The sequence below is a fragment of the Streptomyces sp. NPDC047022 genome, assembly GCF_040644155.1.
Taxonomy (GTDB): Bacteria; Actinomycetota; Actinomycetes; order Streptomycetales; family Streptomycetaceae; genus Streptomyces.
The window spans coordinates 60,469-75,173 of the sequence record NZ_JBEYVV010000022.1; the positions used below are offsets into that span (position 1 = coordinate 60,469).

At 71.6% G+C, this 14,705-nt stretch carries 8 protein-coding genes and 1 pseudogene; all 9 read right to left on the reverse strand.

Going from position 1 to position 14,705, the window contains the following annotated elements; all coding sequences use genetic code 11:
* Positions 1-1,542: pseudogene (locus ABZ845_RS21805) on the reverse strand (hypothetical protein); the annotation flags it as partial.
* Positions 1,543-1,686: 144 nt separating this feature from the next.
* Entirely contained in the window at positions 1,687-3,813 is a 2,127-nt protein-coding gene (locus tag ABZ845_RS21810; RefSeq protein WP_360982122.1) for a hypothetical protein, read from the reverse strand.
* Positions 3,814-4,062: 249 nt separating this feature from the next.
* Positions 4,063-4,779 carry a hypothetical protein gene (locus ABZ845_RS21815; protein WP_360982124.1) on the reverse strand — a complete coding sequence of 239 codons (717 nt, stop codon included), beginning with the start codon at positions 4,777-4,779 and terminating at the stop codon, positions 4,063-4,065.
* Positions 4,780-4,825: 46 nt separating this feature from the next.
* Positions 4,826-5,122, reverse strand: a complete 297-nt coding sequence (locus ABZ845_RS21820) for a hypothetical protein (RefSeq protein WP_360982126.1) — start codon at positions 5,120-5,122, stop codon at positions 4,826-4,828.
* Positions 5,123-5,203: 81 nt separating this feature from the next.
* Positions 5,204-5,545, reverse strand: a complete 342-nt coding sequence (locus ABZ845_RS21825) for a hypothetical protein (RefSeq protein WP_360982128.1) — start codon at positions 5,543-5,545, stop codon at positions 5,204-5,206.
* A 50-nt stretch (positions 5,546-5,595) separates the two neighbouring features.
* Positions 5,596-8,964, reverse strand: coding sequence for a right-handed parallel beta-helix repeat-containing protein (locus ABZ845_RS21830; protein WP_360982130.1), 3,369 nt, complete (start codon positions 8,962-8,964; stop codon positions 5,596-5,598).
* Positions 8,961-11,924 carry a hypothetical protein gene (locus tag ABZ845_RS21835; RefSeq protein ID WP_360982132.1) on the reverse strand — a complete coding sequence of 988 codons (2,964 nt, stop codon included), beginning with the start codon at positions 11,922-11,924 and terminating at the stop codon, positions 8,961-8,963. Before ABZ845_RS21835 ends, ABZ845_RS21830 begins: the two co-directional genes overlap by 4 nt.
* Before the next feature lie 2 nt (positions 11,925-11,926).
* Positions 11,927-13,252: a type VII secretion protein EccB gene (gene eccB / locus ABZ845_RS21840; RefSeq protein ID WP_360982134.1), complete on the reverse strand. Its 1,326-nt coding sequence runs from the start codon at positions 13,250-13,252 to the stop codon at positions 11,927-11,929.
* 10 nt (positions 13,253-13,262) lie between these two features.
* A complete protein-coding gene (eccD, locus tag ABZ845_RS21845; protein WP_360982136.1) occupies positions 13,263-14,669 on the reverse strand; it encodes a type VII secretion integral membrane protein EccD in 1,407 nt (468 codons plus the stop codon).
* Positions 14,670-14,705 lie beyond the last annotated feature (36 nt).

Sequence of the window (14,705 nt, forward strand, 5' to 3'; positions counted from 1 at the left end):
ACCACCGCTGCCCATCGGCATCATCGGCATCGCCGCACCTGAGGGGTCGGCCAACTGCCCCACGTCGCCCAGCTTCCCCTCGCCCGGGAACGGCGTCACGGACGACAGGTCCGGCGCGTCGGACTCCAGGCCCGTGCCGGGGGCGGAGGAGCCCAGCCCGAGGTCGCCGGTGTTCGGCGCGTCGATCCCGGAAGTGTCCAGACCCGGCAACCCACTCGGGCTGTCGAGGGCGCCGGTGGTGTCCAGACCGGTGCCCCCGTCGAACGGCGATACATCGGCGCCGGTCGGCTTGGCGGCCTTCCCGGAGCCGCCCGGGGTGTCCAGGCCCAGGCCCGCGTTCGGGAAGGGGGCGATGCCCACGGGAGCGTTCGCGGTGTCGGGGTTGAGGGCCTCGTCCATGGCGGGGTCGAACTGTCCGGGGCCTGCGAGCCCCGGCCCGCCGTTGTCAAGGGACAAGTCGCCGGGGAACGGGGAGGGATTCCCGGATCCATCGAGCGTCCCCGTGCCCGGCAAGCCCGAAAGGTCGGGCGCGGCCATGGTCTTGATGTTCGGCGCGTCGGTGCCGAGACCGGGGACGCCGCCCAGATTCGGGTCACCACCAAGGTCACCGCCGAGACTCGGGTCACCACCAAGGTCACCGCCGAGACTCGGGTCACCACCAAGGTCACCGCCGAGACTCGGGTCACCACCAAGGTCACCACCAAGACTCGGGTCACCACCAAGGTCACCACCGAGACTCGGGTCACCACCAAGGTCGCCACCGAGATTCGGGTCGTTCCCGAAGTTCGGGCCGGGAATGCTCCCGAAGGGGTTCGGCATGTTATCGAACAGGTTTCGGAAATTCGGCAAGTTCGTCGTGCCGGGCCCCGAGTTCGGATTGTGGGGCGAACCAGGCTGCGTGATCGGTTCAGCCGTCGCCACGTAGTTTTTACTGAGAGTGGTGAGGACCTGCAACATGTCGCGGGTCATCATCTCGACGATCAGCGGGTTCTTGTGGACTTCGACGAGTCCGTTCGACATCCTCAGCTTAGGGTTGATCTTCAACGCCTGCTGGGCGTACCAGTTGTCGATGTCCTTGATTCTCTGCCTGGCCGACCGGAGGTGCGCGGCGCTGTTCGCCAGCTGCTGCGGGATGTTGTAGTCATGGCTCGATCCGCCGGACAGGTTCTTGGCCATCTGATCGGTCTGGTGGGCCAGGCCTGACATCGCGGTATGCAGAGACTTGGCGGCCGCCCCCTGCCAGGGACCCTTTTCACCGGTCAAGGCCTCGGTCTGTGCGGAGATCGCGTCACGGACCTTCTCGAGCACCCGCTGCGTGTAGTACAGAGCGTCGGCGGCCTTCTGGATGGTCTCCGGGTCGGATGGGCTTGTGATGTAGGAATCGTCGTCGACGCCGCCACCGCCGAAGATGGCCGCTTCGATCTGCTTCCAACTCCAGTGGCCGTAGTCACCGGTGGTGTCGCCGCCCAAGGCGATAACGCCATGGCCTGTATCGGAGAAACCATCCGCATTTGGGTCGCTGTACTTATTGGGGTCAGCCATGCCGTCCGCGCTCCCATCGCCCCGATGGCCTGTATTCGTGACTGCTGCGTCGGCCATTCGTTCCGACGACGTCTGCCAGATGGCGTGTCCGGTCCCGTCGCGTTGAAGCAAGGCACCGGACACCGCCCCGTCCTGCGGTCATGCCTAGAATCCAGGCAGTTTCGCCAATTCATGCTGCTCGGGGGCAAGCTCCTCCCGCACATCGGGCGTCACCACCTGCGAAAAGCGAGGCGAGGTCGGCTCCACCGGCAGGTGCGGATGCGCCGGCACACTGGGCACCCCCAGCTGCGCGGGTTCCGTCACATCGCGCGCAGCCGGCACCCCATCACCAGGCACAACCTGCCCCTGCACCATCGGCGTCGCCACCGCCCCGACACGAGGCCAAGAATCCGTCATCGTCAGCTGCGGATGCGCCGGCATATCAGGCACACCCGGCTGCACAGGCTCCGACACATCGCGCGCCGCCGGCACCCCATCGCCAGGCACAACCTGCCCCTGCACCATGGGCGACGCCACCGACACATCACGAGGCCAAGCACGCGTCATCTCCAGCTGCGGATGCGCCGGCACACTGGGCACCCCCGGCTCCGCAGGCTCCGTCACATCGCACGCAGCCGGCACCCCATCACCAGGCGCAACCTGCCCCTGCATCACGGGCGACGCCACCGACACATCACGAGGCCAAGCACGCGTCATCTCCAGCTGCGGATGCGCCGGCACATTGGGCACCCCCGGTTGCACAGGCTCCCCCGTCTCCCGCCTCAGCGAGTCCAGGTGAGTCGGGCTCGCCATCACCGTCGGCGTCGCCGGGTGGCTCACCGCCGGCGACAGCCGATGAAGCGTGTGCTGCTGGCCGGGAGCGCCCTGGCCACCAGCGCCTTGCCGGTCGCCGTGAGCGGCGCGCTCCGCCGCAGCCCGCTCGCCTTGAGTGCGCGCGTCGGCATAGTTCGGGTCGCCCGGCTGCGAGAGCCGATAAAACGTGTGCTGCTGGCCGGGAGCGCCCTGGCCACCAGCGCCTTGCTGGTCGCCGTGAGCGGCGCGCTCCGCCGCCGCCCGCTGGCCGAGAACGTGCGGGTCGACATAGTTCGGGTCGCCCGGCTCGGCAGCCCGAGTAGCCGTGACCATGGGGATGGCGTCCTGGCGGACTCTCGGGGCAAGCTCAGCCTGGTATGTCTGGCCGGGAATACTCTGGCCGACGGCGCCGTACGGGTCCTGGCCGGCGCCGCCGTAGTAGTCGTCGGAGTAGGGGTCGTCCTGCCCGTCCGTGAAGGGCGCGTCGGTGCCCCCGGGACCCGGTCCATACGACGGCCCGTACCCGGAACCGGGTCCATACGACGACCCGTATCCGGAACCCGGCCCGTACCCGGAACCAGGTCCATACGACGCCCCATATCCGGAACCCGGCCCGTACCCGGAACCAGGTCCATACGACGGCCCGTACCCGGAACCAGGTACATACGACGACCCGGATCCCGGGAACCCCGGCAAACCGCTGTACTGCCCGCTGTCGCCATCGGGGTTCTCGGGGTCGAACGTGTACCCGGTGTTCGAGTCATGTGTGTCGGCCGGGCCGGTCGAGGAGTCGGAGGCGCCGTGGTTGTTCGGATTGCTGGGTGAACTCGGCTGCGCGACGTTGTCGCTGACGATGGCGTAGTTCTTGGCCAGCGTTACCAGGACCTGCCGCATGTTGCTGGTCATCCACTCGACGATCTGCGGCATCTTGCGGACCTCGACGAGTCCGTTGGCCATCTCGAGTTCCGGGCGGACGCGGACCGCCTCCTTGGCGTACCAGCGGTCGATGTCCGTGATCCGCTGTCTCGCCGACCGAAGGTGCGCGGCGCTGTTCGCCAGCTGCTGCGGGATGTTGTAGTCATGGCTCGATCCGCCGGACAGGTTCTTGGCCATCAGATCGGTCTGGTGGGCCAGGCCGGACATCGCGGTGTGCAGAGACTTGGCGGCCGGCCCCTGCCAGGGACCGTTCTCACCGGTCAAGGCCTCGGTCTGTGCGGAGATCGCGTCACGGACCTTCTCGAGCACCCGCTGCGTGTAGTACAGAGCGTCGGCGGCCTTCTGAATGGTCTCCGGGTCAGACGGGTGGGTGATGTAGGAATCGTCGTCGACACCACCACCGCCGAAGATGGCCGCTTCGATCTGCTTCCAGCCCCAGCGACCGTAGTCACCGGTGGTGTCACCGCCCAGGGCGATAACGCCATGGCCTGTATCGGAGAAACCATCCGTATTCGGGTCGCTGTACTCATTGGAGTCAGCCATGCCGTCCCCGCTCCCGTTCGCCCACCACTCGCAAGGCGCACCGCCCGGGCCTCCGACGTCGCGCCGCCAACACATCTGATCGAGCCGCCCGGTACACAGCCGGGGGCTCGCCTTTACTCCTCGCTCTGACCGCGATCCCGGAACGGGTTACTCGGCCCGGCCACGAGTCACTGGGCCGAGCGACCCGCCCGGCGGTCCGGATCGCCGCACTGCGAACGCGACCTGCGCGGACCGTTTATCCGACCGCGGTCAGAGCGGGTCCTTCTTGAGCTGGGCCACGTCCTTGCCCAGGTCGCCGATGACACCGCGGAGCTCGCTGGCCGCCTTCTGGTTGATGTCCGCGAGCGACTCGTACTTGCCGGCCAACGTCCGCACGTTCTCTGCTGTGTCCGTGAGCGTCTTCCGCAGGTCATGGCACGCTTGGAGGTAGTGACCCCGCAGACCCCCCATACCGATGAGGGTGCCGCCGGAACCGTCCCCGCCCGAGCCCGAGCCCGAGGTCGAGCCCGAGTCCGATTTCGAATCCGAGGACGACTTCGAATCCGAAGATGGCTTGCTACCGCCGGAACTGGAGCCTGAGTCCGATGGCGGCTTGGCGCCAGTGACCTGATGCGCGAGGTCGTTGGCCTCCTTGAATGCGCCGGCCTGCAGCTCCGGGATGTGGCTGAGCTTATCGAAAACGCCCGTGCCCCCCGTCGGGTCTCCCTTTCCCAGCAAGTCGTCGGCGATCGCGTCCAGGTTGTCGGCGTACTTCCTCAGCGCCGAGGTGTCGACCGACGTCTGGCCGCCAGGCCCGTCATGGGGAGGAACTTGGGGACCGTCGGGGACGTTGTCACCATCGGAAAAGTACCCCTTGTCGTCGGCGGTGTACTGGTCGTGCAGGGGGTATTCCTGGGGCTTGTCCGACGACGGCTTCTCGGCGTTCGGATTGCCGTTGGTGGACCCATCGTTGGCACCGTAGGTCACCGCTCACCGCCCATGTCGCCGTCAGCTCCGATTGACGCCACGGCCGTCACCCGTTCCAGAGATCGACACCGAATTTCTCGCCCTGGCCGTAAGCGTGGTGGATGTGGGTCAGCCCCTCGGCGGCCATCTTGGCCTGGATGGGCATCTGCTTAGCCGCCGCGTCCCACTTCGCCTTGGCCACGTTGTACGCTTCCCGCGCATCCTTTGTCCAATGGGCGAGACTGCCGCGGGCGGCCTCATCCAGCTCCGTCAAAGTAGTACGAAGGCTGGAGTCGATGGCCTCCATCTCTTGTACGATTCTGGGCATCCCACTTGAACCGAGGTTGGCCGCGTACGAGGTCATTCTGTCTTCCTTACTGTTGAGTTTGAGCGAACATTGCTGGAACGGCCTTCGGAGGACCATCCTGCCCTTGTTCCGAAGGGATCAGAATCCGGGCAGGGGGGCGCCGACGGACTGCTTCACCTGGGAGCTCGCCTCAGCGCCCGACGCGTGCGCCCGCTCGTAGCCACCGATGGTTGCGTTGAGTTTCTCGATGACGCTCTTCAGCGCGTTTTGAACTGTTTCGCAGTTCTCCAGCCAGCCATGGAGCGCCGTGGTGAATTCCGCCTGGCCGCCACTTTCGTCAGTCGACCACACGCTCGGGAGCTGGGCGGCATGCTCGTACATCAGTTGGTACTGAGTGTGGATCTGGCTGTGCGCGCTCTCGAAGTGCGGCACCGCCGCCTTCATTCCGTTGATATCAACGGTTGTTTCCTGAGCGTCCATCACTCGTCCTTTCCCCTGGGCGGGTGACCTCACGGTCTGTCAGTTTCCGGTCAATCCTTGCGCGGCGCCGCCCCTGCGAGGAACGGGGCGCGGGGTTCATTGCCTTCCGGTACAGAGCCGTGTGCCTGTGCGTCCGATGCCGGCGCCGTCCCTGGAGCCGCGGACCGGTCACGGGGGTCGCGCAGGCGCAGCGTGGGCGACGGCACTCGTTCCGCCATGCGGTCCGCGAAGCGGTGAGCGCCCCAGGCGCCGTCGGAGGGCGGCTGGGCGGCCATTCGTGCGGCCAGGACGGAGCGGGAGGCGTCGTCCATCCGGTAGCCGCGCGCGGTGAGCCTGCGGCAGACCAGGTCGGACAGCTCTTCGGCGGTGTAGGACGGGAACCGCAGGTACTCGGCGAAGCAGCGGGTCACGTCGTCGCGTTCGCGCAACGCATCGGCGAGCGCCTGATGGGTCCCGCGCAGGAGGAGCACGGTGTGCGGGGCGCGGGGCACGGCGTCGGCCAGCGCTTCCCACACCGCGGAGCGTTCGCGGTCCGGCCTGGTGGTGAAAGCGGGGTCGAGTTCGAGTTCGAGGACGCCGCCCTCGGCCTCGGCGAACAGTGTCGCCAGCCAGGCACCGGCCTCCTGGTCCCAGCGGGTGGGGATCCGGGAGAGCGCCGCGCGGTGCACCGCTCCGTTCGGCAGTACGCCGGTCTCGGCGAGACACTTGGCGTACAGCGTGGCCACCGCGCGTCGGCCGCTGCCGGGGTCCCCGGCGAAGACGAGGTTGGCGTGGGGGACGGGCGGTCCCCCGTCGCGGGCGGCGGTGGCCAGGTCGTTGACGCGCTTGAGCAGGGCCGTGCGCACGTCGCCCAGGCCGCAGAGTCCGGCGAGCCGGCGCATGGCCGGGGGCGGTTCGGCGGGTGCCTGCGGCGTGCGGCGCCCGGGCGTCGATGCCTCCCGGGCCTGCTTCCGCCCTTGTCCCTCGCTCCGTGTCGGCTCCGGGACAGGTCCGATGTCACCGGCCTCCAGGCGGTTGAGCGAAGCCGTGTCGCGCGGCGGGTCCGCGGCGAACCGGGAGGCCTGGTTGCTGATCATCGTCTCGAAGACCGAGCGCGCGACGCGGCCGTTGCCGAACGTCGGTCCCTTCTGGATGTTCTCGAAGTACTGGGTGAGGGCTTCCAGGGCCGAGTCGTCCAACTCGTAGTAGTGCTTGGCGCACAGCCCCTGCACGATGGTGACGAGTTCGGGGACCTCGTAGTTGGGGAACTCCACGGTGCGCGAGAAGCGCGACGCCATGCCCGGGTTGGACTCCAGGAACTGACCCATCTGTTCGGAGTACCCGGCGACGATGACGACGATCTCGTCGCGGTGGTCCTCCATCAGCTTCATCAGGGTCTCGACGGCTTCCTGGCCGAAGTCGGGACCGCTGCCCTTGGACTGGTTGGTGAGCGTGTACGCCTCGTCGATGAACAGCACGCCGCCGATGGCCTTGTTGAACACCTCGGTCGTCTTGATCGCGGTACCGCCGATGATCTGCGCGACGAGTCCGGACCGGGAGACTTCGACGATGTGTCCCTGGCTGAGGATGCCGAGTTCGGCGAGGACGGCGCCGTAGAGCCGGGCCACGGTGGTCTTGCCGGTACCGGGCGGACCGGCGAAGACCAGATGGCGGCTCATCGGCGGCATGGGCAGGCCGAGTTCCTCGCGCCGCTGGGTCATCTTGTTGAGATTGATCAGGCCGGTGACCTCGCGCTTCACGCTCTCCAGGCCGACGAGCGCGTCGAGTTCGGCGAGCGGTCCGACACCGCCGGAGGAAATGCGACGGTCCTCGCCCGAGTCGGCCGCGGACTGCCGTTTGCGTCCGCCGGACCGGGCCTGCGCCGCCGCCTTGGCGGGCTGGTCCTCGTCCTCCCCGTCCCGCAGCCGGTTGACCGACGTGCCGCCGTTGTCGGTGACGTCGCAGCGCTGGACGGTGACCGGCTCCTCGGAGTTGCTGCGGACGCCGTCACCCGCGTTGTCCACGATGGTGCAGTCGCTGAGGTCAGCACGGCCCGACGCCTGGACGTTGACGCCGTGTCCCTGGGCGTCGTGCACCCGGCACCCGGTCGCGGTGAGGCTGCCACCGCCGAGCACCCGCACACCGTCTCCGCCCGCTCCGACCAGTTCGGTGTCGCGCAGCATCGCCTCGCCGTCGGTGCCGATGAGGACGCCCGCGTCGGCCACGGTGGAGGACTCCAGCTCGGCGCGTGCGCCACCGGAGACGGTGAGGCCCCAGTCACCGGTGCCGCGCAGCCGTACGTCCTCGAAGCGGGCGGTCGCGCCCTCGGTCAGCTCCACACCGGTGCCGCCGCCCGCGTCGATCTGGGACTGCCGCAGCCCCATGCGGGCGGAGCCGGCGGCCCTGAGGCCCGCCGAGCCGTCCGAGACCGACAGCTCTTCGAACATGGCGGTGGCACCACCGCCGACATGCACCGCGTTCCGTGACGCTCCGGTCACCCGCAACCGCTGGAAGGTGGCCCGGCTGCTGTCGTCGACGAGGACCGCGAGCGGCGTACCGCTGATCTCGCACTGCTCCAGCCGGGGCGTGGAACCGCCGGTCGCCTGGAAGCCGCTGGTGTTCGCGGAGGCCAGGGTGCAGTCGCGCAGTACGGGGGCCGCTCCGCCGCTGACGTGGACGGACTGCCCGCCCGATCCATTCATGGTGCAGTCGGTGAGCGTGGTCAGACCGGTGCTGGTCAGATACGCGTCCAGGCTGGCGGATCCGGTGACGGTGACGCGCAACAGTTCCGCTCTGGCCTGCTGTTCCACGACGACGGCGGGCTTCTCGCTGCCGTTCACGGTGGTGGACTCCACGGTGACGCTGCCCTGGCCGTTGGCGCAGATGCCGTTCCCGCGGATGCGCTCCAGCGTGCAGTCACGCATAGCCAGCCGTCCTTCCTCGGCCACGACGACGGCGGAGGAGCCCATGTCGCTGACGGTGACGCGCTCCACGGTGTTGGCGGTGGGCGCGGTCACGACGATGCCCGCGCCATCGGGATTGCTCACCCGACAGTCCCGGGCCGCCAGTTGGCCGGACTGCCAGGCGATCACCGCGGCCCACGCGTGGTCGCCCGTCACGGTGCAGCCGTCGAGTGCCGCCTGCCCGCGGCGCACGTCCAGGACGGCCGCGTTGGCGTCGGACCCGCACAGGGCGAGTCCGGAGAGCCGGACCTCGTCGGCGTCCACGACGACCGTGCTCCCCACCGGCGACTCGAGGCGGACGCTGCCGGGATCGCCGTCGGCGGACAGGGTGACCGCCCTGCTGAGGGTGAGCGAACCGCTGTAGGTGCCCGGCGCGATGGCGATCAGCGCGCCCTCCGCCGCGGCGGCCAGCGCCTGGGAGACGGTGCGGTAGGCGCCGGGCTGGGTCGTGGAGACCCTCAGGACCTGACGGTTCACGGCTTCCCTTCTTTCTGCGGCGGGTTACCGGACCGGACCGCGGGCCGCGGGGGCCCGCCCGGCTCGGCCTGGAGAAGTCCGGGAGCGGCGCGGAAGGCGTCCGCGTGCTCCTCGGGCAGCGGATCGCCCATCGGCACCTCGGGGTCCTGCTCGGCCTTCTTCCAGAAGGCGTGGACCTGTTCGAGCCCGGCTGTGGCGATCTCGTCGAGCGGCACCCGTTCACCGCCGGCCCGGTCGGTGTCGTCGGACTCGGACTCCGACAGCTCGCGCAGCAGGACGGCGGGGCGGTCGCCGTCCACCACGCGCAGCACCTTGAACCGGGTGCCCGGAGGGAACAGCACGCGGTCCGGGATCTCGGGGACGACCAGCGCCGTACGACGGGCCGTCAGGGACCAGACCAGGATGTCGGTGGTGCCGGCAAGGCCGCGGCGGACCATGGTGAGGGCGGCCAGGAAGGAGCGCTCGGTGACGACCGAGCCTTCCGCGTACCAGGCGCGTTGCCGGCTGCTGAGCGTCGCCCGCAGCAACGCGGCGCCCCGGTAGGACGGCAGTCGGCGCAGCCCGACGGCGGCGCACCGCGCGAGCGGAACGTGCGGGCCCGGTGCGCCGGAACGGATGGCCGTGTCGATCACCGCGGTGGCGCCCGAGAGGTACAGCCGGACGGCCGCGAGATCGGTGAGCGCGTCGCCCGCGGAGGCGCGCGGCCCGGCGTGCAGGCCGGGGGACTCCGACAACACCCGGGAGGCGAAGCCCACCGCACTGTCGTAGCGCGTGCCGAGGCTGCGCCGCAGCCAGTCGCGCTCCCGCTCCACGCCCTGCTTCGGCGGTGCGACGTCGGCGGCGGCCGAGGGCTCGGGCTGCGCGCGAGGGAGGCCGGTCGTGCCGGGGACCGGCGCCTGCTCCGGCCGCCCCGCGGTGGCCGGGCCCGGGTCCGGTCGCCCGCCGGCCGATCGCTGTCCGGTCCCGTCGGCCGGTCGCGGCGAGGGGCCGGGCGACGGGGACGGCACCGGCCCGGGGGTGGACGTCTCCAGGCGGATGCGCGGGGCGCCGGGAGGTGCCGCGGCGGGGGGCTCGAGGCGCGGCGCGGGCGCGGGCGGGGCCCCCGGGGGTCGGCCGGGTGAGGGCGGCGGTACGGCCGCCCCGGGGTCGGCGGGCGGAGCCGACGACGGCACCGGGACGGGCGGCGGCGACACCGGATCGGCCGGCGGCGGCACGGGAGCGGCTGGCGGCGGCACCGGGGCGGCGGGCGCTTCCCCCGGCTGCGTCCGGGCGGTGGCGCGGGCCCCGGGCAGCGGCAGAGGCTCCGGCAGGTCGGGGCCCCGCACCGGTGTGGCCGTCGGGGGGACGACGGGCGCGGGGTGCGTGGGCTCCGGCTGCGACACCGGCGGCAGGGCGGGCCGGCGGTGCCGGCCGCCGCGGGGACCTGCCTCCTGGCCGTGCGGACCGGCCGTGAGGGCGGGCATCGGCGCGGCCGGGCCGAGGGCCCTGGAGCCGTCGCCGTCGGGGGCGGTCGGGAACGGCTGTTCCACGGTCGGGGCGTGCGTCAGCCAGCCGTCCGCCGAACCGGGTGCGCTGAGCACCGGGGCGCTCCGCGCCGGTGCGTGCGAGGTGACGGCCATGGGCGACGAGCCGGCCTCGGGAACACGGCCGGCCTCGCCGGAGGGCACGACACGGCTGCCGCGGCTGAACGACAGGTCGAGGCCCCGCAGCAGCTCGTGGGCGATGGACCGCATCCGGTCGACGGACGCGGGGTCCGTCTCGTCGTAGAGGATCGCGGGGAACGGGGCGTGGACGGGCGCGCTGCGCACGGTGTGGCCGTCACCCGGTTCGGTCGGCGGTCGCACCCACAGGCCGCTCTGCACGACTTCCAGGACGGCGTCGTTGGCGTACTGGTAGATGCCCGGCCCGATGGCCGGGGCGGAGCCGACCGGCGCCCGGGTGTTCAGCGCGACCGGGGCCATGGGCCGGCCGCCGGTCTGGGCGCGCGGCGCGAAGCCGAACTCGTCGGCGTACGGGCGCCAGCCGAGGCTGCCGTCCCGCAGCAGGGTACGGATCTCGGGCAGCGAGCCGTCCGCCCCGGCGACCGGGATGCCGGTGTGCACAGCGACGCGCTGTCCGAGCAGGTCCGCGAGGGCCTGGCCCAGCAGCGTGCCGTCGGGGACGGCGACCGGGCCGTAGGGGATGAAGCGCACCAACGGCCGTGCACTGCTGGGTAGTTCGCGCCAGAAGGCGGCGACCTCCTCCAGCGGCAGGGCGGGCCTTCCCGGACTGCCGAGCGCCACGGCGAGCAGCTGCGGGTGGGCGGCCAGCAGGTCGACCAGTCGTCGGCGGTCGGCGTCGTCGGCCGGCTCCTGCCCTCCGCCGCGGATCCACACCCCGCCCGGCAGCGGCTCTATCGTGCCGCCCGTGCCGGTCGGCCGGGGCTGGTCCGGAACCGAGAACTCCCACTGCGGCTTGGGAAACCGCCGCGAGTCCGGGACGGACGGCTTGTTGGGGCGGTGCAGCAGCCAGCCCGCGCCGTGATGGGCGGGGACGAACAGCGCTCCGCCCGCCGCGGGCATCACGGCTCCGTCGGGGGCGAGCACGGTGCGCTCCAGCCGGTCGGCGAGCCACTGCGCGGCACGGTTGACGTCCTCCCGGGCCCCGCGGCCGGGAACGAGCCGGAAGCTGCGGCCGCGGCGGTCCAGCGCCCGCGCGACGGTCTCCCAGACCGAGTCCTCCGGGCTGGCGGGCAGATCGAGGACGACCAGGGTGTGCTGCGGGTCGGCGGCGAGCCGCTGGGTGAAGGTCAGCGCGCGGCCGTCGACGAATCCGCGCGGATGCACCAGCAGCGCGTTGCCGACGCTGCGGGACTCCAGCGCGGGGCTGGTGCCGCGCAGGGCGGCGCGCGCCAGCCTCGTGGGCCAGCGATGGGCCGACTCCCCGCGTGCGAAAGACCGTTCATGGGGTAGACGCGCCATGGTCACCTCGTCTCCGGGACAGCGGCGAGGGCTCCGGGGCGGGTGAGCCGCGGGCCGGCCGGGATCTGGTCGAGCGTGGCGGCGGACAGGGTGCGCGGGGTGAGGCCGCCGTAGCCGAGCGCCTCGGCGGCCTGGTCGGCGAGTTGGTACTTCAGTCCCCGGTCGGTGACCAGGTACGGAACGGGTGTGGCCAACTGGGCGGAGGTCCGCGGCGGGACGGCGAGGACCGCGTGCTCCGGGGGAACCAGCACCCCGTCGCCGGAGGTGGCGGCACGGCCGGTCTCGCGTACGACCACGGTGCGCCGGCCGTCCGCGGAGTGCAGCAGGCACAGCGCGGAGCCGTGGTCGGCGGTGGCGTCGGTGCCGTTGAGCACGTCCGGGATCCGGTGCATGAGGGTGGTGTCGCCGGACGCCTGGACGGCGGCGATGTCGGTGGGGCTGACCTGCGACGGCGGCCGGCCGCCGGGCGCTGCCGCCAGCAGGGCCGCCTCGGTGGCGGTGAGCGGAGCGAGGCCATCGGATTCGAGGACGTAGTAGTGGTCGGCTCCGCCGGCCTCGGTACGGAAGAGCCGGCCGACGCTCGCGGAGCTTCCCGCGACGGTGCGGCCCCCGCCGCCGGCCCCCGCAACAGGGGCCGGTGCGAGGGGAGTTCCGTCGGGCAGGCCGTCGAGCCAGGCCGAGGGAGCCTTGACGGGCTGCTGGGTGTCCATGCCCAGCGCGATGAGCGCGGAACGGTCACCGATCTTGTACTTCGTGCCGTCCCACAGCACGTACCGGGTGCCGTCGGGCCCGGCGACGAGCACACGGACTCCGCCCGCCACCCGTTGCGCGGTGGCAGGGGCGAAGTCCAGCGCCTCGCCCTTGCCGGGGCGCAGGCAGTCCGCCCACGCCCCGGTCAGCAGCGCCGACGGCTGTGCGACGTCGTCGGGCGCACCGGGAATGCCGATGGGCATGCCTCGCGGCACGTCCGCCAGCGAGGCGCGCGGGAGCTGTTGGACCGGCGCGCCGCTGCCGACCGCCAGCAGCGCGGAGGCGTAGTTCACGGTGGGGTGCAGTTGGCCGCCGATGTACAGGTAGCGGTTGCCGGTCTGCTGCTCGACGATCAGGGTGCCTTCGCGCGGCTGCTCGGCGGGCCGGACGGGTTTGAGCAGGCCGTAGACGGCGGAGACGCCCACGAGCAGGGCGGCGGCCGTGACGCCGAACATGGCGCCGAGCCCGGACCTGCGCATCGGGGCCTCGCCGGTTCCGGGGGCCCCGGTGACAAGGGAGGAGGCCAGCCGCCCGGTGGCGAACTGGTATGCGTGCAGATGGTCGCGGCGGCGTTGCACTGATTCCCCCTCAGCTGACCGCAGCGCGGATGTGTGCGTACACGTGGAGCATCTGCAGCAGCAGGGGCAGCAGCGCCAGCGCTGTCACCAGTTCCAGGATGTCCGCCAGGTGCCCCCAGATCGGCAGGAGCCGTGCGGTGGGCAGCCGCCACGCCCCGACGAGCAGCAGCCCACCGGCCACGAGCAGCCCGAGCAGCAGCGCGCACTGGGCGGCCGTGGAGGAGCCGGCCGTCCAGGTCAGGAGCACGGTGAGCAGGCCGAGTGTGCCGCAGACGGCGGCGGGAAATCGCTGCCAGGACGCGTTCAGGCTCTTGGTGCGCAGCAGCAGGGCGCCGGAGAGCACGAGCGAGAACAGCCAGTCGGACCAGCCGTCCCTGCCCAGCAGGAGGAGGAAGGCCGCCGTGCACAGCAGGCCCGTCGAGATGCTGATCGCGGTGAGGATGCTGTCGGCGACGGCCGTGCGGCGCGCGACCAGCCGCCCCGAATGCGGCTCGGTGTCCTCCTGCAACTCCTCGGCGTTGCGCGGGAGCTGGGGCACCCGGATGCGTGCCAGGCGCAGCGAGGCGCGCGGTGCGAGGTGTCCGAAGAGGAAGAAGACCACGGCGACGACGCTGGTACCGCGGGCGGCGTCGGCACCGGACCGGGCGGCCACCGCGCCGACGAGCAGCGCGAGGACCGCGGTGAGCAGCAGCGTCGCGGTCACCGACAACCGCAGCCCTCGGACGGGCAGCAGGGCGGCGGACGTCAGCAGGGCACAGCCCGCACCGAGCAGCAGGTCGGCGGGCCGCGGCGACGACAGGCCCTGCGTTCCGTGCAGGGCGGTCAGTCCGGTGAGGGCGGCGAAGGCCCAGGCGCCGACGCCGGTTATCAGCTTGGCCACCTGGTCGGCGGGCTCGCGCCGGTCCAGGGCGCACCCCGCGCCGAGGGCGACGGCGACGACCCCGTAGACGGCGGGGACGAGCGGCCCGTGCGCTTGTACGGCGACGGACGCGGCGAGGACGGCGAGGACGACGCATACGAGCGTGAGGAACAGCCGCCGGGTCAGTTCCGGACGCCACCGGTTGGCGCGTTCGCCGATGGCCTGGGAGACGCCGTCGGCGATGTCGTCGAACGTCAGCTCGGGCATGGGGTCGTCCACCGCGCGCAGGTACAGCACCTCGCCGTGGACCAGCCCCGCGCTCTGCGGTGTGGCGTCGGGGTCCAGCGGTGCCTCGCCGAGTCGTTGCAGCGTCCAGACGCCGACGGTCCGGCCGGGCTCGGCGGGGACGTGGCGCAGCAGCACCGCGAGCAGGGCCGCGATCGTCGTGTCGACCGGCACGGCCAGGTCAGCGCGTCCGGCCGGCCCGGCGATGGTCAGTCGGCATACCTCGGTGCTGACCCCGCCGGGGGTGTGGGGTGCGGGAATGGCAGTGGTCATGGTGCTCCTGGAAGGCGTGGGGGTGCGGCGGCTCGG

Bases quoted from the DNA above. Each gene is read 5' to 3' on its own strand.
- ABZ845_RS21810 (WP_360982122.1), bottom strand. From the start codon at position 3,813: ATGGCTGACTCCAATGAGTACAGCGACCCGAATACGGATGGTTTCTCC.
- ABZ845_RS21820 (WP_360982126.1), bottom strand. From the start codon at position 5,122: ATGACCTCGTACGCGGCCAACCTCGGTTCAAGTGGGATGCCCAGAATC.
- ABZ845_RS21825 (WP_360982128.1), bottom strand. From the start codon at position 5,545: ATGGACGCTCAGGAAACAACCGTTGATATCAACGGAATGAAGGCGGCG.
- ABZ845_RS21835 (WP_360982132.1), bottom strand. From the start codon at position 11,924: ATGGCGCGTCTACCCCATGAACGGTCTTTCGCACGCGGGGAGTCGGCC.
- eccD (WP_360982136.1), bottom strand. From the start codon at position 14,669: ATGACCACTGCCATTCCCGCACCCCACACCCCCGGCGGGGTCAGCACC.